At 37.6% G+C, this 21776-nt stretch carries 17 protein-coding genes; 10 read left to right on the forward strand and 7 right to left on the reverse strand.

All coding sequences use genetic code 11. The annotated features are described in order from the left end of the window. Positions 1 to 3 precede the first annotated feature (3 nt). The 10 genes from MM213_RS15525 (at position 4) to dnaN (ending at position 10239) form a co-directional block, all read left to right on the forward strand. Positions 4 to 516 carry an FKBP-type peptidyl-prolyl cis-trans isomerase gene (locus tag MM213_RS15525; protein ID WP_241413716.1) on the forward strand — a complete coding sequence of 171 codons (513 nt, stop codon included), beginning with the start codon at positions 4 to 6 and terminating at the stop codon, positions 514 to 516. A gap of 320 nt (positions 517 to 836) precedes the next feature. Further along, positions 837 to 1646 carry a purine-nucleoside phosphorylase gene (locus MM213_RS15530; protein WP_241413717.1) on the forward strand — a complete coding sequence of 270 codons (810 nt, stop codon included), beginning with the start codon at positions 837 to 839 and terminating at the stop codon, positions 1644 to 1646. Between the two features lie 184 nt (positions 1647 to 1830). Then, entirely contained in the window at positions 1831 to 2073 is a 243-nt protein-coding gene (locus tag MM213_RS15535; RefSeq protein WP_241413718.1) for a hypothetical protein, read from the forward strand. A gap of 62 nt (positions 2074 to 2135) precedes the next feature. Then, complete coding sequence (locus tag MM213_RS15540) at positions 2136 to 3251, forward strand: DUF4934 domain-containing protein (protein WP_241413719.1); 1116 nt, start codon at positions 2136 to 2138, stop codon at positions 3249 to 3251. A 333-nt stretch (positions 3252 to 3584) separates the two neighbouring features. Further along, positions 3585 to 3833, forward strand: coding sequence for a hypothetical protein (locus MM213_RS15545; RefSeq protein WP_241413720.1), 249 nt, complete (start codon positions 3585 to 3587; stop codon positions 3831 to 3833). 69 nt (positions 3834 to 3902) lie between these two features. Further along, the gene (locus tag MM213_RS15550; RefSeq protein WP_241413721.1) at positions 3903 to 5066 is read left to right on the forward strand and encodes a DUF4934 domain-containing protein; all 1164 of its coding nucleotides are present in this window, start codon (positions 3903 to 3905) and stop codon (positions 5064 to 5066) included. Between the two features lie 130 nt (positions 5067 to 5196). Beyond that, positions 5197 to 6108, forward strand: a complete 912-nt coding sequence (gene gldA / locus MM213_RS15555) for a gliding motility-associated ABC transporter ATP-binding subunit GldA (RefSeq protein WP_241413722.1) — start codon at positions 5197 to 5199, stop codon at positions 6106 to 6108. Positions 6109 to 6112: 4 nt separating this feature from the next. Further along, positions 6113 to 6835 carry a gliding motility-associated ABC transporter permease subunit GldF gene (gene gldF, locus MM213_RS15560; RefSeq protein WP_241413723.1) on the forward strand — a complete coding sequence of 241 codons (723 nt, stop codon included), beginning with the start codon at positions 6113 to 6115 and terminating at the stop codon, positions 6833 to 6835. Next, on the forward strand, positions 6832 to 8526 hold the full coding sequence (gene gldG, locus MM213_RS15565; RefSeq protein ID WP_241413724.1) for a gliding motility-associated ABC transporter substrate-binding protein GldG: 1695 nt from the start codon (positions 6832 to 6834) through the stop codon (positions 8524 to 8526). Before gldF ends, gldG begins: the two co-directional genes overlap by 4 nt. Positions 8527 to 9114: 588 nt before the next feature. Further along, a complete protein-coding gene (dnaN, locus tag MM213_RS15570; protein WP_241413725.1) occupies positions 9115 to 10239 on the forward strand; it encodes a DNA polymerase III subunit beta in 1125 nt (374 codons plus the stop codon). 619 nt (positions 10240 to 10858) lie between these two features. Here the strand turns inward: dnaN and MM213_RS15575 are convergent. The 7 genes from MM213_RS15575 to MM213_RS15605 form a co-directional block, all read right to left on the reverse strand. Next, positions 10859 to 12640 carry an alpha-amylase family protein gene (locus tag MM213_RS15575; RefSeq protein WP_241413726.1) on the reverse strand — a complete coding sequence of 594 codons (1782 nt, stop codon included), beginning with the start codon at positions 12638 to 12640 and terminating at the stop codon, positions 10859 to 10861. Positions 12641 to 12953: 313 nt separating this feature from the next. After that, positions 12954 to 13544, reverse strand: a complete 591-nt coding sequence (locus MM213_RS15580; protein ID WP_241413727.1) for a hypothetical protein — start codon at positions 13542 to 13544, stop codon at positions 12954 to 12956. Positions 13545 to 13802: 258 nt separating this feature from the next. Beyond that, positions 13803 to 15089 carry a M20/M25/M40 family metallo-hydrolase gene (locus MM213_RS15585; protein ID WP_241413728.1) on the reverse strand — a complete coding sequence of 429 codons (1287 nt, stop codon included), beginning with the start codon at positions 15087 to 15089 and terminating at the stop codon, positions 13803 to 13805. Between the two features lie 2 nt (positions 15090 to 15091). Further along, positions 15092 to 15739 carry a hypothetical protein gene (locus MM213_RS15590; RefSeq protein WP_241413729.1) on the reverse strand — a complete coding sequence of 216 codons (648 nt, stop codon included), beginning with the start codon at positions 15737 to 15739 and terminating at the stop codon, positions 15092 to 15094. Positions 15740 to 15870: 131 nt separating this feature from the next. Next, positions 15871 to 17178 (reverse strand): UDP-N-acetylglucosamine 1-carboxyvinyltransferase, encoded by a 1308-nt coding sequence (murA, locus tag MM213_RS15595; protein ID WP_241413731.1) that lies wholly within the window; start codon positions 17176 to 17178, stop codon positions 15871 to 15873. Next, on the reverse strand, positions 17179 to 17850 hold the full coding sequence (locus MM213_RS15600) for a DUF4290 domain-containing protein (protein WP_241413733.1): 672 nt from the start codon (positions 17848 to 17850) through the stop codon (positions 17179 to 17181). Positions 17851 to 18061: 211 nt separating this feature from the next. Then, positions 18062 to 20317, reverse strand: coding sequence for an ATP-dependent helicase (locus MM213_RS15605; RefSeq protein ID WP_241413737.1), 2256 nt, complete (start codon positions 20315 to 20317; stop codon positions 18062 to 18064). Between the last annotated feature and the right edge of the window lie 1459 nt (positions 20318 to 21776).

Below are 21776 nucleotides of genomic sequence, written 5' to 3' on the forward strand. Positions count from 1 at the left end.
CAAATGAAAGTAGAAAAAAATAAAGTGGTAGCTGTAAGCTACGAACTCCATGTCGATGATGGAGAAAATGGAAAACAGTTTTTTGAGAAAGTAGAGAAGGTAAAGCCATTTCAATTTCTGTATGGAACAGGTCATGTATTGCCTGCTTTGGAGGCTGCGATGGAAGGAAAAGAAGCAGGAGAAAGTTTCGAAGTATTCATAGATTTTGAGAATGCTTACGGAGATTATGATGAAAGCAAAAAAACCATTGTCCCAAAGTCAAACTTCAAGGACAATGGCAAGAAAAACAAAGACTTACTCAAAGTCGGGAAAGTGATCCCAATGAAGGATGACCAAGGAAACCAACTTCGCGGAGAGATCACCAAAATCGATTACAAAGGAGTCCATATGGATTTCAATTCACCTCTTGCAGGATTGGATCTTTACTTCAAAGGAGAGATCATCTCAATCAGAGAAGCCGATCCAGAAGAAATCGACCACGGCCACGTACACGGCCCAGGAGGGCATCAGCACTAAGGAAAGGATGAAGTGAGAAGTGTGAGGGAGGAGTTTGCAGACTATAGATTTTAGAGCTGAGAAGCAAGAGACAAAGTGTCATGTAGAGTGGAGTGTGAAAATTCTGTGATAAGGGTTCTTTTGCATTGTCAAAAGAACCTTTGAAATTCAAGAGTAGATATCTAGCCAAGAACCTTATATCTTTATAATCCTCCAATCTTTCAATTTTAAAATCTTTAAAATTTTCCAATCCACCTCGGATAAGTTCATCCAATCCCCCAATTTATCGCTAACCAAAAACCTTCTAACCTTACAACTTTAATACCTTTCAATTTTTCCCCATGACCTACTTAGAGAAAGCAAAAGCAGCAGCGAAACACATTCAATCTCAAATTTCAAAGGTGGCAGATACCCTAGTGATTTTGGGATCGGGTTTGGGGGGATTCGTGGAGGTTTTGGAAGAAGCTGTTTCCATTCCTTATGGTCAGATTCCATATTTCCCTGTTTCTACAGTTGCTGGTCACTCAGGCGAGTTGATGCTGGGTAAGGTTGGTGAGAAATGGATCTGGGTAATGAATGGGCGGTTTCATTACTATGAAGGCTATGAATTGGGTGAGACCGTATTTCCTTTAAGAGTTTTGAGTTTGCTGGGAGTAAAGAACTTGATCGTATCCAATGCTGCAGGTGGCTTGAATCCTGATTTCAAAGTAGGTGACCTGATGCTTATCACAGATCATATCGACAAGTTTCCATCAAATTCATTGAGAGGCAAAGATGCTACAGATTTTGGGGTGAGGTTTCCTGATATGAGTGAGCCTTATGATTTCGGATGGAGAAATTTAGCCACGGAAAAAGCAAAATCATTACAGATCAATTTGCGTGAGGGTACATACACCGGAGTGACTGGCCCAAGCTTGGAAACCAAAGCAGAAATCCGATATTACAGAACATTGGGTGGTGATGCCGTCGGCATGAGTACAGTTCCAGAAGTCATTGCTGCCAATCAAATGGGGATGAAAGTACTCGGTATTTCAGTCATCACCAATGAATGCAATCCAACTGACAACAAGCTCTTTGCACATGATGATGTAGTCGAAGTGGCAACAGCAGCAGGGGAGAAGTTGCAGGGGGTGGTGAAATTGGTTTTGTAAACTAAAATTTTTTAAACTGACTATCAATAAGTTATGCTTTGTCTTGAATAATTTTCAACTAAATATTATTGAGGGGGGGAGTAAAATTTATTAGTTTAGAAAAGGATTAAATAGAGCGCTTGATTTTTAGTTCAACTCTGCCAATGGTTGGTAGAGTGATATATCAATACTAAATTTCACAAAGATGAAAAAATTAATTTTATTTTCGCTAATGATGTTTTCAGGACTCTTTTTGGGTCAGAATATTGCACAAGATTCAGGTGGAGATGGTCTCGAAGAACCATGTGAGGAATCTATTGATTCTCCAGATGAAGGTGGTCCCATTACTGTAACAGTATGTAACAGAAGGACAAATGGCTTTGGATATTTGATGATGACATTTTGCAATGCACCTGCAAATGAAATGTGTCAATTTACTAATTTATAACAAAAAATAAAGAAGTAACTAAATGCTTTAGTAAAAAAGTATTTAGTTACTTTATTTCTACCATGAAGTTAAGGTTAATTATAGTAATCGTAGTATTATCTGTTTCTTGCGAAAAACCATATTTGAATTTAGATGGAACACAAATTATCCAAATAGATAAATCTTTAAATAGCAAGATACAATTGGACGAAATTGAGTTGATTCGGTTAGAAGATAATCCTTTTTCTCAAATTGTGATTTTGGAAGAAGTTATTCACTCTGAACAAGGTTTTTTTATAAATGATAAAACGGCTACCAACACCATTTTTCTATATGATGAATCAGGGAAATACCAACACCATATAAATAGAAAGGGAGAAGGTCCAGGGGAATACAGGGGGATTAAAGGGATAGTTTGGAATGAAGACTTAAAGGAGTTGACTCTGATTCCGATGGATTTAAATAAAGAACTAAAATTTGATATACATGGGAATTATTTAAATGAGAGGAAAACGAATCAAAATATTATTTTTTCAGATTTTGTCGACTTTGGAGATGATAGGCTTGTTTTCAATATTTCCAGAATGAATCATGAAGATAATGTTATGCTTCTTAAAGGTGAAGATATAGAAAACAAATGGTTGCCGTATTCAGATGAATTAGATAATACCCCGGTGTTGACCAATAAAGCAATGTGTAGGATTGATGAGAAAGTGCTATTTGCAATAAATGCCAGAGATTCTATTTACCAATACGATAATGAAACCCAAAACGTGTCAGCCAAATACTTTATTGATTTTGGATCTAAAAAGGTTGATTTATCCTTGGAACAAAAACTTTCTGATCATGAATTTTTTAAATATATCACGAACGAAGATGTTTATTTTGGAATTGATTTTCTTTATCAAGCCGACGATTTTTTATCATTTACAACAATGAGTTCTGGAGGGTTTGTAGTTTTTTTCTATAATACTGCAAAGGGAATCCTACATTCTTCGGAGAAATTGCTAAATGACAAATTAGAGAATGGAAAATTGGATAGAATAGTTGGTGTTAGTCGTGATGGGCGTTTTATAGGATTACTTGATACTAAAGACATCAAAAATATTAAGGAAATCCAATCAATCAAGAAAAACTTCGATAGCTTTCGCAATATTGATAGGGAAGACAAAGTTTTGGTTTTATTTTCTTTAAAATAGATTTTGAAAAAGAAAAGATCTTCCTCGGCTTCTCCGTCATCACCAACGAATGCAATCCAACTGATAATAAGCTTTTTGCCCATGAAGATGTGGTGGATGTGGCAACAGCAGCAGGGGAGAAGTTGCAGGGGTTAGTGAAGTCGGTTTTGTAAACTAAAATTTTTTAAACTGATTATCAATAAGTTATGCTTTGCTTTGAATAATTTTCAACTAAATATTATTGGGGGGGGTAAAATTTACTAGTTTACAATAGAATTAGATAGAGCGCTTGATTTTTAGTTCAACTCTGCCAATGGTTGGAAGAGTGATATATCAATACTAAATTTCACAAAGATGAAAAAATTAATTTTATTTTCGCTAATGATGTTTTCAGGACTCTTTTTGGGTCAGAATATTGCACAAGATTCAGGTGGAGATGGAGATGGTCTCGAAGAACCATGTGAGGAATCAATTAATCATGATGGGCCACTTATAGTTGTGACAGTTTGTAACTTAAGAACTTCTAACTTTGGTCTCGTATTTGGAGTTCGGTGTAATAAGGAGTCTGACACATCATGTGAATTTACTAATGGGCCTGCCTAGTTTATAAAACTAAGAGATTGTCGATATTCAAATTGTCGACAATCTTCCCTTCTATCTTTATATTAATCTATGAAAATTCAGCATTTTAGAAAATTGAAAACTTTTGCATTTCTCAATTCATTGTTAGGGCTCTATATATGCCTTTTTGTTTTGAGCTCTTGCGATAGTGAGGTAAAAGAATTGAAAAGTGATGAACTTATAACTCTGTCTATTGATAATTTAAGTCCTAATAGCCTAGAGCTAAAAAACATTAATCTAATAAAATTAAATACCAACCCTTTTTCCGAAATTGTAATTTTAGAAAAGGTTATTCAAATAAAAGATAGGCTTATCATCAGTGATAAAATGGCAAATAGAGCTATTTTCTTTTATGACTTAAATGGAAAGTATAATAATCATATTTACAGAAATGGATTGGGGCCTGGGGAGTATAAATTTATCAATCAAATTGGTTGGGATGAAAAAATGGAAAAACTATGGTTGCTTCCTATGCACTTGTCAAAAAGAATGTCATTTGACTCTGAAGGACACTTTATTGAAGAGATAAAAATAGACCCAGGCACTTCAGTAAATGATTTTGTTTTATTTGATAATGATCGATTAATTTTAAATTCTTCATTTACGAATTCGGGTCATAATGTTATTTTTTTAAGTGGAAATGGTCAAAATAAAAACTTTATAAAGTTCGATGATAAGCTAGACAATACAATGATTGTTAATGAAAACTCTATTTTTAAATTTGGTGATATAGCATTTTTTTCATTAGGTGGTAGAGATACTATTTACGAGTTTAACTACAAAATAGAAGAAGTTATGGCGAGATATGTAGTTGATTATGGAAGTAGAAAATTTCCTGAAGACTATCTAATGCTACCATTTGAAAAACAGGAAGAATTATTTTATGATTCAAATTTTCTAACTGGAATTAACAATATTTTTCATGTTGACAACTTCGTTACATATTCTGGACTAAGCCCTAGTGGTTTTGAAACATTCATATATAATTTGGAGAAAAGAGAATTACATAGTTTCGAAACTTTATTGTCAAAACATTTGGTAGGTGGAGTTTTAGAAAGAATAGTAGGAGCAAATGATAACGGTGAGTTTATCGGTATATTAAATACTAAAGACATCAATAAAATAAAAGAAATTCAACCTGTTAAGAAAAATTTTGAGCAGTTTGAAGATATAGATAGAGAAGATAAGGTACTGGTTTTATTTTCTTTAAAATAAACCTTCTTTAATACTAAAATAGAATATTCAAATTTTCTAAATCAAATAAAAAATCCCCTTCAATGGGGATTTTTTTGCTACTTCCCTACATCTGCGTAACTTCGTCGGATAATTTCCTTATCAATCGACTATGTCCCTGATCGTTCAGAATCTAACCAAAATCTATGCACAGCAAAAAGCCCTAGATCAAGTTTCTTTTGAAGCTGAAAAAGGGCAGGTTTTGGGTTTTTTGGGACCCAATGGTGCCGGGAAATCCACCACCATGAAAATTGCCACAGGTTTTCTTCTCCCTGATGAAGGAGATGTGCTGATCAATGGCATTTCGGTTTTACAATCTCCAAAGGAAGTTTCTAAGCTGATTGGCTATCTTCCAGAGCACAATCCGTTGTATTTGGAGATGTATGTAAAGGAGTTTTTGGGATTTATTGCCGGACTTTATGGAATAAAGGGGCAGCAAGTAAAAAAGCGAATCGACGAATTGATTCCGCTTTGTGGTTTGGAGGTAGAAGCACAAAAAAAGATCCATCAACTTTCCAAAGGATATCGACAGCGTGTTGGTTTGGCCAAAGCACTGATCCATGATCCAGAAGTGATCATCCTCGACGAACCTACTACTGGCCTCGATCCCAATCAATTGGTGGAAATTCGCGCATTGATCAAGAAAATCAGCAAGGAAAAAACCTTGATTCTCAGTACTCACATTATGCAGGAGGTAGAAGCCATCTGCGAGAAAGTAGTGATCATCAACAAAGGAAAAATCGTAGCTTCTGACCTTTTATCCAACCTGAAGTCAGAAGCTGGTAAAGTAGCACTGACTTTAGAAACAGAAGAGCCTTTAGAATTGGGTTGGTTTGAAGGTATTGGGAAAGTTGAATTTCTGCATGATAAGCAATCTGTCGTTTCGATTCTCGTTGAAGATGGCAGTGTCGGCAGAAAAGCTTTGCTTCAGATCGTACAGGAAAAAGAGTTGAATTTGATAAGTATTCAGCAAAAGGAAAAGAATTTGGAATCTATTTTTCAACAAATCACCCAAAGTAAATAATTTGATGCGCGCATTATATTGGAAAGAAATCAACGCATTTTTTGGAAACCTATCTGGGTTTCTGATTTTGGCTGTTTTCTTGATTTCTATTGGTTTGATGGTCTGGGTTTTTCCTGACTCGTCAGTGTTGGCTTATGGTTTCGCGGATTTGGAGCCACTATTTGTCTATACACCTTATGTTTTCACTTTCCTGATTCCTGCGATCACGATGAAGATGATTGCAGAAGAAAGAAAATCAGGGACTTGGGAAATTTTGAGAACTTCACCACTTGGAGATTTGGCAATTATACTAGCGAAGTTTCTAGCTGCTTTTACACTGGTTTTTATCGCCGTGTTACCCACTTTAGTTTATTATTACAGCATTGTGCAGCTAGGTGAACCTGTAGGGAATATTGATCATGCTGGATTCTTTGGATCTTGGATTGGACTTTTGCTGATTGGGGCGGTCTTCGCTTCCATTGGGATTTTTGCCAGCGCATTGACAAGCCATCAGATCATCGCATTTATTTGGGGAGTTTTTATGATTTTCCTGCTTTACTTCGGATTGACGGCATTGGTTCAGCTGCAAGTGATGTCTTCCTTTGCACTTTTGCTGGAGGAGTTGAGTTTAAGTTACCACTATGAAAGTATGAGTAGGGGAGTGATAGAAGCGCAAAATGTAGCTTATTTTCTCTCCATCATGATATTGATGTTAGGTTTGACTGTTATTTTGATCCGAAGAAAATGAAAAATAAGAGCAGCAAGCAAATCCTCAAAATACTCGGTGTCATCCTCCTGACCATCGTTGTCATCAATGTGCTTTTCAGTCTGATTGATTTTAGAATTGACTTGACAGAAGAAAAAAGATATTCGCTACACCCTGCAACAATTGAGGTATTGGAGAACTTGGAAGATCCTCTCGAAGTAGAAATTTTACTCTCAGGTAACCTGCCTGGAGGGATGCGAAGATTGCAAAGATCGATCGAGCAAACAGTTAGAACATTCAATGCCTACAGTTCTCAGAAAATTAGTTTTTACTATTTAGATCCTTTGACTTTGCCTCAGGCAGAACAGGAGGATTTTGTAGTGGCATTGACAGAATATGGAATACAACCCACCAATTTGTTTGTCACAGAAGATGGGGGTCAAAAGACAAAAATGATTTTCCCAGGAGTACTTGTCAAAGATGCAGAGTATGAAATAGGAGCTTTGATCTTAAGAGGTGAAAAAGGAATGTCACCTGATGAGATTTTGAATAACTCTGTCGAAAACCTTGAATATGAGTTGATCAATACGATCCGTAAACTTGTCAGCAAGCAACAATTTGCAGTCGGAATGCTAATGGGTAATGGTGAGCTGGAAGGAGATGATGGGTTTGGAATAGTGGAGGCTTTGGTTGAAGATTTTGAGGTGTTCAAAATTCCCCTAGAACAAGCCCAGAAAGTAGAAGATTTGGATCCTTTTGATGTTTTGATTATTTCCGGACCAAAAGAAGCCTATGACGAAAGGGAGATTTATCTCGTAGATCAATACTTGATGAAAGGAGGGAATCTTATTGTTTTGCCAAATGCATTGGCTTATGAAATAGATGAAGCTGGTGGGGAAGGAACAGTTGCGATGCCATTCGAAAATGGCTTGAATCAGATGCTCTTTAGGTATGGAATTAGGGTAAACAAGGATTTTGTCCAAGATATGAATTTTGGATATCATCCTGTGATGGCAGGAAATTTTGGTGATCAGCAGCAGTTGGTTCCTTTGCCATGGCCTTTCTATATTTCAGCTGGAAGAATGGCTAAGCATCCTGTGACCAAAGGTTTGGATCAAGTTATTTTTAGGTTTACCTCCAGCTTGGATACTGTCAAAGCTGATGGTATTCGAAAAACACCTTTGATCTTCGGTTCCGATTTTGTGAAGAAACTTTCAGCTCCTGTAAGGATTGCTTTTCAGGATATGGAAAATGGTCCAGATTTGGAGTCTTTTGGGCTAAGTAATTTGCCTTTACTTTACTTATTGGAGGGAGAGTTCACTTCTTTATTCAAAAATAGATTTTTGCCTGATGGAGTTTCGAAAGAAAGCTTTTTGGAATCAGGAAAAGAAGGAAGGGTTTTAGTTGCCGGAACAGGAGGTCTTTTCGAGAGCTCAATAGATCCTCGCAGTGGGGAACCATTACCTTTGGGTATCGATCCTTTCTCAGATGTGCAATACGCCAATCGCTTGTTGCTTCAAAACATGATTACGTACCTAGTCGAGCCAGATGGAATCATTTCCACTAGAACCAAACAATACCAGATCAGACCGCTAAACAAAGTAAAAGTCAGCCAAGAAAAAGTAAAATGGCAAGTAATCAATGTAGTTTTGCCTGTGGTTTTGATGGGATTACTTTCGTTGGTGTGGATGTTTTCTCGCAAAGGTAGGAGAGGTGCAAAGGGAAAAAGATGAATCGTTTGTTTTGATTGTCAGATTATAAAATTGAAATATTGAAAAATTTGACGGCTTCACAGTCGTTAGATAAATTGGTTTTTATACGATCCACCGACCACGAAGTGGTCAAACCTCTCAATAGCCTCGGGTGAAACCCGAGGAAAACAATGACAAAGACCCCACCAACTTCCGATCCTGAAAAGGTCGAATTCTCATTCACAAAAAGGTTAATCATTTTAGGGCTATTGATCTGTCCTCCGTGTGAAGTCTTGAAAATAGTTGATACTTTTTTTATTGATTTCTCTTTATTCTCTTCAGGTATTCAATTGCCCCTTCAGGGCAAAAGTGAATCATACATTTACTATTGCATTGGGTTGAAACCCAATGTTAGTGTCAGTTGCCCTTTCAGGGCATATTCTCATTTTTTTGTCAAGTATTAAGTCTCACAACGTAGTGTCATGTCTCATATCTCATGTCTTGAGTCTCATGTCTCATATCTAAAAAAACACTTTTTTTCAATGAAAATCCAAGTCATTGGCTGTGTTTATGATTTTATTTCTAAATTTACCCTGTTATAATATTTCGACATAAAATAAGCTAATCGATATGAAATTTATTGTTTCTTCTTCTGCGCTTTTAAAGCAGCTTTCAGCGATCAACGGGGTAGTGACTACCAATCCTGTGGTACCTATTTTGGAGAATTTTCTTTTTGAAATCAAAGAAGGGAAATTGACCGTAACTGCCTCTGATCTGCAAACTTCCATGATGACTGAAATTGACGTGGAGGCGAAAGAAGATGGGAACATTGCTGTGCCAGCGAAGATTTTGATAGAAACGCTGAAGAACTTACCTGAGCAACCTGTTACTTTTAGCATTGACCATGATACCTACAGTATTGAGATCAGCTCTGATAATGGTAGGTATAAATTGGCAGGTGAAAACGCTACTGATTTCCCGAAAATCGCAACAGTAAGCAATGCTACTACTGTAGATATGTCCACTGAGGTTCTAAGCAGTGCTATCAGCAATACTATTTTTGCAACAAGTAATGATGAACTGAGACCGGCTATGACGGGTGTTTATATCAACTTAAGCAGCACCAATGCTACTTTTGTTGCTACGGATGGTCACAGATTGATCAGATACAGAAGGGTGGATATCGCTTCCCCAGATGCTGCAAGCATTATCATCCCAAGAAAGGCTCTTAACCTATTGAAATCTACACTTCCTTCTGAAAATGTCCCAGTGACTGTAGAATTCAACAGTTCCAATGCATATTTCAATTTTGGTAGTATCAAGATGATCTGTAGATTGATCGATGAGCGCTTCCCTGATTATGAAAATGTAATTCCTGTGGATAATCCAAACCACATGACTATCGATAGAATTGAGTTCTTGAGTTCTTTGAGAAGGATAGCTATCTATGCAAACAAAACTACCCATCAGGTAAGGTTAAAATTGGCTGGAAGCGAATTGCAGATTTCTGCTGAAGATTTGGACTTCTCTAACGAAGCAAACGAAAGATTGTCTTGTGAGCACGATGGCGAGGATATTGAAATTGGATTCAATGCGAAGTTTTTGGTAGAAATGCTCAACAACATTTCTTCTAAGCAAGTTACACTTCAATTCTCAGCTCCAAACAGAGCAGGTTTGATCGTTCCTTCTGACAAATCAGACAACGAAGACATCTTGATGTTGGTGATGCCAGTGATGTTGAACAATTATGTATAAAAGTTATTGATTGATACAAGTAAATTATATCTATTTTAGATAGGTGACATTGTCAGTATATAATTATAAAAAAAGCCTTAGCTATTCAGCTAAGGCTTTTTTATTGGAGTATCTAAATTATTCTAGAATCAGGAATATTTTACACTTTGGAGATGTATCTCAGAAAGTACAGTTTTTATGATAAAGTGTACTTTTAAAGGCACAAATTTCTTCTTTCACACATTTGTTGGATCAAAATATTTTGGCTAAAGCCTCTTTAAATTACGATTCCTCATAAGGATGGGCTAAAGCCACATCCCAATTGAATAATGCCTGTTTCTTCAATTTTCTCCTGCATTAGTTGGCTGAAGTGAAAGTCATAATTTTGATTAAGGCTTAAGCCAAATCATTTAAATTAAAGCAGGTCTATAGCCAAAACCACATCCCAATTGAATATCACATACTTCTTCAATTGCCTCCTGCTTTAGCTGGAGGGAATTAGGTCAATGATTTTATCTAGGCTTTAGCCAAATAATTCTGCATTTATGTTTTTAGAATAAATAGAAAAAAGCTCCCCTTAAAGGGCTTTTAAATCTCAATTCAATTAACCAATTAATCAATAACTTATTCAACTTTCAACTCACTTGATCTCCAAAATCCAACTCTCCAAAGGCTCCAAATCTACCCTGACTTTTGCTTGACCTTGAGCAACATAAAGTTTAGCATTGACTTTTCCATATAACTTTTCTTCTAATTCATATTCCCCATCCTTCATTCCCCAGGCTGTCACCATACTTGCAGGTAATTGCAAATCAAACCCAAATGAATCATTTTTGTCAAAATTGGTGATGATGATGAGCTTTTGATCCTGTGACCATCTTATATAAGAAAACACCCTATCATTATACCATTCTGTATTTCCTCTGTTGAAGGAATGGATCTCAGCATAGTTTCCAGCCAAGGCAGGACTTTTTACTGTGAAATTGAGCAAACGTTTGTAGAAGTCTCTCAGGTTTTTTTCAGCAGCGCTAAGCTGCCCTCCATCAAATTTCCCGTTATTCATCCAACGCTGATGGTGTGGGACACCAATATAATCGAAAATCGATGTCCTACTTGGACTTCCAAAACCAGCATTTTCAGCACCTGGTTCGCCAACCTCTTGACCAAAGTAAATCATCATAGGTGCCTGATCTATTGTAGCAGAAAGCACCGCCGCTGGCTTGGCGATTTCTGCTTTGCCGGCAAATTCAGGACTGGCGATCCTTTGCTCGTCATGGTTCTCCAAGAAATGCAACATGTGTTGGCTGATATCTGAAAGTCCATGCTGAATTTGGATCAAGTTGTCTGTGGAACCTCTGCCTTGCATGATGTTTTTCAAAGTATCATACAGTTCTACTTTGTCGTAGAGATAATCCATCTTCCCTAGTTGAATATAGTTTCTATACTCTCTTGGATTGTAGATCTCAGCAAGGAGGAAAGCATCAGGATTTTCCATTTTGATGGCTGAATTCATATAACTCCAGAATTCAACTGGTACCATCTCCGCCATGTCAAACCTAAATCCATCGACACCTTTTTTCGTCCAAAATAAAGCAATGTCTTTGAATTTCTTCCAAGAATCAGGCACCTCTTTGTTTTTCCAAAACTCAAAATGGGCTTTGTAGTCTTCCTCTCTGAAATGAAGTGGTAATTCTTCAAAATCTTTGCTTCCATCTGGTTTGATACCATAATTTATTTTGACAGTTTCGTACCAGTCGTTGAAATCAGGTCTTGCCTCACGAGAACCATTTCCAGTCCATTTCGCAGGATTTTCTTCAAATATTCCATCAGAAAGGGGATGTTTCTCTCCTCCTAATGGACGATATTCATTCTGAGCAATCGGAACTTCAAATGATTTGCCGGGGATGTAGTAAAAATTATTATCTCTTTTGTATTCGACATTCGTATCGTCATCCGCTCCAAAATCCTTGATGCCTTCAGGGTTGTTTTTTCCCTCGTATCTTCGTGCTACATGATTGGGTACAATGTCGATGATGACTTTCAAGTCATTTTGGTGTGTTCTTTGGATCAAAGCTTCAAACTCTTCCATTCTCTTGGAGGGATCATCTGCCAAATCGGGATTAACATTATAATAATCCTTTACTGCGTAAGGCGAACCAGCACGTCCTTTGACTACATCTGGGTCATCATTGGATATCCCATATGCTGTGTATTCCCTAATTATAGCATGATGCGGAATTCCGGTGTACCAAATGTGCGTCACCCCTAAACCTTTGATTTCTCGAAGTGCGTTATCTGAAAAATCAGAAAATTTGCCAATTCCATTTTCTTCAAGAGTACCCCAAGGTTTGTTGGTGGTATTTGTGTTTCCAAAAAGACGTGTAAAAACTTGATAGACTACTACTTTGTTGTTCTGTTCCATTTGCAATTTTTGTTCCTTTTGTTGGTTTGGGTGATCACAACTTATCATCCCGAAAAGCATGAATAAAACAATGATGGGTTTATTTGGGGAAATTTTCATATTTCCAAATATAAAAAATATTAGCGCGAGTAAAATTTTGTAACCCAATATTTATGAATAAAGAGGTAAGAGAAGGGGCTTTTGTCTATCTCTTACCTCTTTGTTTCAAGGTAAAAAGAATGTGTTATTTATTAGCTGATAGTATTCTTACTGTTTAATATGTTTACTTCGAGTAAGTTATTTTAGGAAGATGAAAAGTTAAAATTTTTGCTCTTTACCTTCCAAAAAAATAATTTATACCTAAATTCACTTGTCCTAGATTTGCTCTAAAATCACTGTTTTCTATGTTGCTCCATTTAGAATTATAACTTAATTCACCAACTCCAGCTTCAATGCCCCATTTTTTGTTTGGCATAAATGTGAATGCGGGAGTGATAGCTATGCGATATTGTGTTTCACTCGTTTCAACAGTAGGTATTCCAGAAGCTCTAGATGTCTTTCCTATCATTCCACTTCCTTCTAGACTAAAGTAGAATGATTCGTTAAGCTGAAAGAATTTCCTCACAAAAAGGCCTCCTGAAATTCCGTTTAATTCGGTGAAAAAGAATTGATTTGTTGACGGGTTTAGGAAAGGGTATTTTGCTCGTGAAACATTAATTTTTGGTCCGACCACTAGACTTTCACTGACAAAGAATCCTAGATGACCATTCATTGAAAATACGGAACGAGCAGGCTCAGAAAGAAAACCGATTTCGGTTTTTGAGGAGAAATAGGAAGCATTTCCACCTATCATTTTTGTCCCTTTTGAGAATTGACCAAAAGAAACCAATGGCACAAATGCCAAGAGAATTAGAAGTTTTTTCATTGATTGGATTTTAGAATTTTGGTGAAATATAGAATAAAAATTTCTTTTTCAAACGAATTATTTTTTAATAGAAAAATATCGTGATTCAAATTAGTTAAAACACTTCTTTTTGCACTAAGGGAGCAAATTAAAATATATAAAATCATTTGATGTACCAATCCCTAATCGACTGATAACTATTGCTCCATAGCGTAAATTTTTAGGGTATGTGTAAAATAATAATTCAATTTTTTAAGTAGAGCCAATATTAGTTTTGAGCTACTTCAAGAGTCTATACACAAACAAAGTACTTCTTTTGATCAAGTCAGGGTACTGTTTCAAATTTATCGTTTCGGCGGGTGAATGTGCGCCGGTGCCTGAAGCTCCAATGCCATCAATGCAATCTAAATAATCAGCCACATAAGAAATATCACCTGCTCCTCTTGAGCCTGGATCTCCAGCTTTTACTTCACCAAATCCCATGTCAGTACTTACTTTGTTGAGAATGTTGACCAGTGCCATGTTTCCTTCTGTGGGAGGCATTGAAGGAATTCCGTCTTCAAATTCAATTTCAGCTGTAGTGCCATTCAAGTTTTGAGAAACAATTTGTCTCATCTTTTCTCGTGCAGTTTCTTTCTGTTCTTCACCCAAAAATCTTAAATCTCCTGTGACAAAAGCTTCTCTTGATATGATGTTGGTTTTCCCTAGGGCTTCACCTTTTCCGCTTACTGGGTCATAAAGCACGTCTGAGCCCCCAATGATTTGTCCGGGGTTGAATGTCAAATACTGTTCATCTGCCAACTGTACTCTGAAATCATTTAGGATTCGAGAGGCTTCAAAGATTGCTCCATAACCAGCATTACCTCCAAATACTCCAGATGAATGCACTTGTTTGCCAGTAGTCTTCAATGTCCAGCCTGAAGCACCTCTTCGGGCAACTGTAGCGATATTGAATCCTTGAGCAGTTTCATAACCCAATGCAATGTCATGCCGCTTAGCTCTTTCTACAAAATCCAACCTGCTTACCCAACTTGGTTTTCCGGAATTTTCCTCATCTCCTGTGAAATAGACTGTAATGGTTCGGTCTTCCAATAAACCCATGTCATGCAATGCCTTCAAGCTTGCGAAAATCATCGCATTACCACCTTTCATATCATTTACTCCTTGTCCTTTTGCCGTATTTTCATCTATGATGGAAAAGGGATAAAATGGCATGTCTTTTTCAAAAACAGTATCCAAATGGCCAATAAAGAAGAGTTTTTTGCCTTTGTTTCCTTTTCTGCTAGCCACAAAATGTCCAGCTCTCTGTAGTGAATCTGGCAAAGTGATCCATTCTATTTGAAAACCGATTTTAGCAAATTCCCTTTCATAGACTTTGGCAACTTCTCGTACTCCCTTGAGGTTGAATGTCCCAGAGTTAATATTTACTGTTTCCTCTAAAAGTTTGATAGTTTCATTATAATTTTTTTCAATCGCTTCAATAAGTTTTTGTTCTACTTTACTGAGCTGTTGGGCCGAAATCTGAAAAGAAATCGAAAGTAAAAAGACAATAATTAGCTTCTTCATATCTATTTGACCTCAATATTTGTAAACCAAATGAATTTCACTCCTTGATCATTGTAATGCTCTGTAGCGAAAGTGACACCTTCAAAAGTTTGCTCAGTTTCCCAAGTGAATGCCCTTCCTTCTGTTCCATTTCCTTTTCGAAATACCCATTCTCGGATCATGAAAGTTTCGTCTAAATAAAGGTCATAAGCATCTCCTGGAGTATATCCATCTTCATTGTTGTAAACAATGGTAAGTTTGGTGCTGACTTCTCCAGAAATAGGGGAAGGGACATCTTTGGATTCTTCATAGGTATATCCCGAGTCCCACATCAGTTGGAATGGGTACATCAACCAATACTTGTCATTGATAAACCCTGCATCTGCTTTTGGCAATTCTTCTTGTGGAAGATCAAGGCTGTAAGTGTAGCTTGTGTCAGCATCAGCAAAATAAACAGTACGCTCTTGGATGTTCCATTTCCAATCTCTAGTTCGAACTAAATCTCCCGCTTGGACATTCCAAGTGTATGCAATGGAATTGATCTTTTCGAAATTGTCAAATCCATAGGCTTTAGCAACTTTTTGAGGTGTGCTAAGTTCTTCTTTTTGTGTGGAGCAAGCAAGAATAGCTATACAGATTAAAGCGGAAATCAAGAATGTTTGCAGTTTCATAATGAGGAAGATAAGTGATTGAAAGTACAATTTAATCGATTCTACAGTTAAAAAAAGAACCATCAGCAAATAAATGCTGATGGTCATTGTGATATTGCTATATCGTTATGTCAGAAAATATCTTTTTGAGCTTAATCTATCCTTACGATATCTGCTCCAAGTGCATTCAATCGCTGATCTATATATTGGTATCCACGATCGATTTGCTCAATATTATCTATGACAGAAGTTCCTTCAGCAGAAAGTGCAGCAATTAACAATGCTACACCCGCTCTGATGTCAGGAGAAGTCATGCGAATGCCTCTCAATGCATATTTTCTGTCAAGACCAATTACTGTTGCTCTATGTGGATCACAAAGTATGATTTGAGCCCCCATGTCTATCAGTTTATCTACGAAGAATAATCTGCTTTCAAACATCTTTTGGTGAACCAAGACGGTTCCTTTAGCTTGTGTCGCAGTTACCAAAATGATACTCAATAGGTCAGGAGTAAATCCAGGCCAAATTGCATCTGCAACTGTCAGAATAGACCCATCAATAAAAGTATCGATTTCATAGTGTTTCTGTGCCGGGATGTGAATATCATCGCCTCGGAATTCCAAATTGATCCCCATCCTTCTGAATGTATCTGGGATAATCCCCAATCTATGGATTTGCGCATCTTTGATGGTGATTTCTGATTGGGTCATAGCAGCAAGGCCGATAAATGACCCAATCTCAATCATATCTGGAAGTAATGTGTGCTCGGTTCCTTTGAGTGACTTCACACCTTCTATGTTCAATAAGTTAGAACCAATTCCAGAAATCTTAGCTCCCATTCTATTGAGCATTTCACAAAGCTGTTGCAAGTATGGTTCGCATGCGGCATTATAGATGGTAGTTTTTCCCTCTGCCAAAACTGCTGCCATGACGATATTTGCTGTACCTGTTACAGAAGCTTCGTCGAGAAGCATGTAAGCCCCTTTGAGGTTTTTGCCATCGATATGGTAGATTTCCCTTTTATTGTCATATCGAAACTCTGCTCCAAGTTTCTGAAAGCCCGTAAAATGGGTATCCATCCTCCTTCTTCCGATCTTATCTCCTCCTGGTTTTGAAAGCTTACCTGTCCCAAACCTTGCCAAAAGGGGGCCTAATATCATTACTGATCCTCTAAGCGAAGAAGCTTTTTTCAAAAAGTCTTCTGTGTCCAAATATTTCAAGTCAATCTGATCAGCTTGGAAAGTGTAAGATTCTGGACCGATTTTTTCCACTTTCACACCCATATCCCCAAGCAATTCGATTAGCTTGTTTACATCGCGGATGTTGGGGATTTTATTGATGGTGATTTTTTCTGGAGAAAGTAACACTGCGCAAAGAATTTGAAGCGCTTCGTTTTTAGCTCCTTGAGGTGTGATTTCTCCTTTTAGTTTCAACCCACCTTTTACTCTGAATGAAGACATTTATCTACGTTTTTTGGAATGACCGCCGTTATTGTTATTTCTTCTTCTATTGTTTCCGCTGAAGTTTCTGCGGTTGCTTCCTGAATTTTCCGCCTCGATTGGGATTTTGAAATCTCTTCTTGTATTGGTTTCGAAAAGTCCCATTTCCTTCACCTTTTCCAGGTCTATGTGTAATTTTCCTTTGGAGAGTGTTTTGATATCATCCAAAATGATCTGATCATCAAAGTTGTCTCTGTTCCACGTCGAATGAAAACTCCTCATCAACTGTCCAATGTAGATGATTGCAGCTTCCTGTTCTTCATCGTCTTCGATTTCTACCGCTTTTTCGATGAGCTTTTCAATGTTTCTGCCGTAGTGCTTGAATTTCACTTCACCAATTGGGTATCCGATAGGAAGTGGCTTTTTGCCTAACAATTCTTTCTCGGGCATGGGGTAAGGGCCATCTACTTCTAAGGTGAAGTCTGACATGATATACAAATCATCCCAAAGTTTTTGGTCACTTTCCAGCTTGAGGTTGGGGTTCAGTTGCTTGATAATTTCAACAAGTGTGTAGGCACTTTGTGTTCGCCTTTCACGATCCTCAATGCCAGTCACATGCATGACTAGCCTTTGGATATTTTTTCCGTATTCTTTCAAAATGACTGTATGTTTATTTTCTTCTAAATTATTCATGATCAGTACCATTCATAATATCGTGATGAAGTTACAAAAAATCTCACAATATCAGGCCTGACTTAATTATATGCTTTTAGCAACTTTATTTGCTATACTGCATTCATATATTGATGATTTGCATTGATCAAATTTTGATAATTTAATCTCTGTCTTTCAAATCTATAACGAATCATCTGCAATTAAATGATAATAATTGAGAAAGTACCAATTATTCCATTATTCGAAGCTTTGCAAAGCTAAGTAATAAAGTCTTTTCTCCAAAATTCTCGAATTGTATCGTTGCTTTTTTATTGATTCCTTCTACCTCTATCTTCAAAACCTTGCCAAAACCGAATTTTGGATGCTCTACTTTCATACCTTCACCAAGATTGTTGGTATTTGAAGGCTTGAAATCAGGGCTTGGGGTATGAACTTTAGCGGTAGTTTGTGGTCGCATGGATGGATTTTTTTTGATACCAATAAATCCATTTCTTCCTTCACTACCTTCATTTCGCAATGCACCTGCCGGCGAAGCTGTCATACGCTTATTGACGCGGATACACTCAGGATCCACTTCTTCAAGAAACCTACTGGGCTCACAGTTCAAAAGTCTCCCATAGCGATACCTTGTCAAGGCATATGTCAGGTAAAGTTTGTCCATAGCTCTGGTAGATGCTACATAAAATAGTCGCCTTTCTTCTTCTAGATCCTCACGGCTTTGCATCATCATTTGGGAAGGAAAAAGATCTTCTTCCATTCCTACGACAAATACTTGTTTAAATTCTAGTCCTTTTGATGCGTGAATACTCATCAGGGTCACAGAATCTGTAGTGTCTTTGTCTCTATCATTGTCAGTCAATAGGGCTATTTCCTGAAGAAAAGCTCCCAAAGATTTGTCCTCATTTTCCGGATTGTCAACATATTCTTTGATCGCATTGAGCAATTCTTGGACGTTTTCATATCGATTGAGGCCTTCAATAGTCTTATCCTCGTACAGATCTCTAAGCAGTCCAGACTGTTTGGAGATAGATGAGGCAGCTTCAAATGCATCTTTCCGTTCGACTTCAATACTAAAGCTTTTGATCATTGTCGTAAAGTCTTCCACGGCATTGGAAGCTCGTCCCGACAAGAAACTGTTGGCATTTATCATCACTTCCCAAAGGGGAATGTCATGCTCATAAGCAGCGACAAGCATTTTTTCTACAGTGGTATCACCAATACCCCTTTTTGGATAATTGATGATCCTTTTGAAAGCTTCTTCATCGTCCCTATTGACCACAAAGCGCATATAGGCCATCAAATCTTTGATCTCTTTTCTTTGGTAGAATGACAAACCACCGACAATTTTGTAAGTGATGTTCATTTTTCTCAAAGCTTCCTCCATGGATCTTGATTGAGAGTTGGTTCTATATAGGATGGCAAAATCACTGTTGTTCAGTTTTTTGTTATTTTTCTCCTCAAAAATCGTTGTTGCCACTACTCTTCCTTCTTCACTGTCTGAACTTGCCTTTATGAGTTCGATCATGTCGCCTTCATCATTTTGTGTCCAGACATTCTTTTTGAGCTGCGCTTTGTTTTTGGCAATGATGCTGTTGGCTGCCTGTACGATGTTTTTGGTCGATCTATAGTTTTGTTCGAGTTTGACTACAAAAAGGTCAGGGTAATCTTTTTCGAAATTCAGGATGTTTTGGATATCCGCACCGCGGAAAGCATAGATACTTTGTGCATCATCGCCAACAACACAAATATTTTGGTGAACCGCAGCCAGTTTTTTGGTAATGAGATATTGTGAAAGGTTGGTATCTTGAAACTCATCTACCATCACGTATTTGAAGCGTTGCTGATATTTGTTCAAGACATCAAGATGATCTCTGAAGAGTACGTTTGTGTTGAATAGCAAATCATCAAAATCCATTGCAGAGGATTTGAAGAGTCGTTTTTGGTAGGTTTTGTAGATTTCCCCCATCTTTGGTTTCATCGCTGCATCATCATCTGCCTTGATGTAGGGATCAGTGAGGTAAGTTTCCCACGAAATTAACCTGTTTTTGGCGCCTGAAATTCTAGAAAGTACGGTGTTTGCCTTGTAGACCTTATCATCGAGCTTCATTTCTCGTACGATAGAGCGGATGAGCGATTTGCTATCATCAGAGTCGTAAATAGTGAAATTGGAAGGGTAACCGAGTTTTTCGGCCTCGACACGGAGTATTTTGGCAAAAGTAGAGTGAAAAGTTCCCATCCAGGTATTTCGAGCTTCTAGACCTATAAGCCTTTCAATCCGACCCTTCATTTCTGCCGCAGCCTTGTTGGTAAAAGTCAATGAAAGAATGTTGAAAGGGTCAACACCTTTGGCATGGATCAAATGCGCAATACGGTATGTAAGCACCCGTGTTTTGCCTGATCCGGCACCTGCGATGATCATCACAGGCCCATCAGTGTGTTCTACAGCTTCTTTTTGTGGGGGGTTCAGTCCTTTAAGGTAATCCATTGTTAATCTTTCCATTCTACAAGCTTCAAAGTTAATGGATTTTTTGGCTTTAATTACCCGCTGATTACGCTGATGGTCGCAGATTTTTAAATTGGATTTTGGTTTTAGATAAGTTCTTGTTCTTTCTGCGTAGATCTGGGGTTTCTTCGGGAGAAAAATTATGGCCCGCTGATTACGCTGATGTTCGCAGATTTTTATGTTGGTTTTTGGGTTTATACAAGTTTTTGTCCTTTCTGCGTAAATCTGCGGTATCTGCGGGAGAAAAATTATGACCCGCTGATTACGCTGATGCTCGCAGATTTTTAAATTGGATTTTGGTTTTAGATAAGTTTTTGATTTTTCTGCGTAGATCTGGGGTTTCTTCGGGAGAAAGATTATGGTCCGCTGATTACGCTGATGTTCGAAGAGTTTTATGTTGGATTTTGGTTTTATACAAGTTCTTGTCTTTTCTGCGTAGATCTGTGGTTTCTTCGGGAGAAAGATTATGGTCCGCTGATTACGCTGATGTTCACAGATTTTTAAATTGGATTTTGGTTTTAGATAAGTTTTTGTCCTTTCTGCATAGGTTCGTGGTATCTGCGGGAGAAAGATTATGGCCCGCTGATYACGCTGATGGTCGCAGATTTTTAAATTGGATTTTGGTTTTAGATAAGTTTTTGTCCTTTCTGCGTAGATCTGGGGTTTCTTCGGGAGAAAAATTAAGGCCCGCTGATTACGCTGATGTTCGCAGATTTTTAAATTGGATTTTGGTTTTAGATAAGTTTTTGTCCTTTCTGCGTAGATCTGGGGTTTCTTCGGGAGAAAGATTATGGCCCGCTGATTACGCTGATGSTCGCAGATTTTTAAATTGGATTTTGGTTTTAGATAAGTTTTTGTCCTTTCTGCGTAGATCTGGGGTTTCTTCGGGAGAAAAATTAAGACCCGCTGATTACGCTGATGTTCGCAGATTTTTATGTTGGTTTTTGGGTTTATAGGAGTTTTTGATTTTTCTGCGTAGATCTGTGGTATCTGCGAGAGAAAAATTAAGGCCCGCTGATTACGCTGATGGTCGCAGATTTTTATGTTGGTTTTTGGGTTTATAGGAGTTTTTGATTTTTCTGCGTAGATCTGGGGTTTCTTCGGGAGAAAGATTATGGCCCGCTGATTACGCTGATGTTCGCAGATTTTTAAATTGGATTTTTATTTTATTCAAGTTCTTGTCCTTTCTGCGTAGATCTGGGGTTTCTTCGGGAGAAAAATTAAGGCCCGCTGATTACGCTGATGGTCGCAGATTTTTATGTTGGATTTTGGTTTTAGATAAGTTTTTGTCCTTTCTGCGTAGATCTGGGGTTTCTTCGTGAGAAAGATTATGGCCCGCTGATTACGCTGATGCTCGCAGATTTTTAAATTGGATTTTGGTTTTAGATAAGTTTTTGTCCTTTCTGCGTAGATCTGGGGTTTCTTCGGGAGAAAAATTAAG

Origin of the sequence: Belliella alkalica, from assembly GCF_022549785.1 — a bacterium.
Classification (GTDB): domain Bacteria; phylum Bacteroidota; class Bacteroidia; order Cytophagales; family Cyclobacteriaceae; genus Belliella; species Belliella alkalica.

Coding starts and splice junctions, on each gene's coding strand:
- MM213_RS15525 (WP_241413716.1), top strand. CDS start 4: ATGAAAGTAGAAAAAAATAAAGTGGTAGCTGTAAGCTACGAACTCCAT.
- MM213_RS15530 (WP_241413717.1), top strand. CDS start 837: ATGACCTACTTAGAGAAAGCAAAAGCAGCAGCGAAACACATTCAATCT.
- MM213_RS15535 (WP_241413718.1), top strand. CDS start 1,831: ATGAAAAAATTAATTTTATTTTCGCTAATGATGTTTTCAGGACTCTTT.
- MM213_RS15540 (WP_241413719.1), top strand. CDS start 2,136: ATGAAGTTAAGGTTAATTATAGTAATCGTAGTATTATCTGTTTCTTGC.
- MM213_RS15545 (WP_241413720.1), top strand. CDS start 3,585: ATGAAAAAATTAATTTTATTTTCGCTAATGATGTTTTCAGGACTCTTT.
- MM213_RS15550 (WP_241413721.1), top strand. CDS start 3,903: ATGAAAATTCAGCATTTTAGAAAATTGAAAACTTTTGCATTTCTCAAT.
- gldA (WP_241413722.1), top strand. CDS start 5,197: ATGTCCCTGATCGTTCAGAATCTAACCAAAATCTATGCACAGCAAAAA.
- gldF (WP_241413723.1), top strand. CDS start 6,113: ATGCGCGCATTATATTGGAAAGAAATCAACGCATTTTTTGGAAACCTA.
- gldG (WP_241413724.1), top strand. CDS start 6,832: ATGAAAAATAAGAGCAGCAAGCAAATCCTCAAAATACTCGGTGTCATC.
- dnaN (WP_241413725.1), top strand. CDS start 9,115: ATGAAATTTATTGTTTCTTCTTCTGCGCTTTTAAAGCAGCTTTCAGCG.
- MM213_RS15575 (WP_241413726.1), bottom strand. CDS start 12,640: ATGGAACAGAACAACAAAGTAGTAGTCTATCAAGTTTTTACACGTCTT.
- MM213_RS15580 (WP_241413727.1), bottom strand. CDS start 13,544: ATGAAAAAACTTCTAATTCTCTTGGCATTTGTGCCATTGGTTTCTTTT.
- MM213_RS15585 (WP_241413728.1), bottom strand. CDS start 15,089: ATGAAGAAGCTAATTATTGTCTTTTTACTTTCGATTTCTTTTCAGATT.
- MM213_RS15590 (WP_241413729.1), bottom strand. CDS start 15,739: ATGAAACTGCAAACATTCTTGATTTCCGCTTTAATCTGTATAGCTATT.
- murA (WP_241413731.1), bottom strand. CDS start 17,178: ATGTCTTCATTCAGAGTAAAAGGTGGGTTGAAACTAAAAGGAGAAATC.
- MM213_RS15600 (WP_241413733.1), bottom strand. CDS start 17,850: ATGAATAATTTAGAAGAAAATAAACATACAGTCATTTTGAAAGAATAC.
- MM213_RS15605 (WP_241413737.1), bottom strand. CDS start 20,317: ATGGATTACCTTAAAGGACTGAACCCCCCACAAAAAGAAGCTGTAGAA.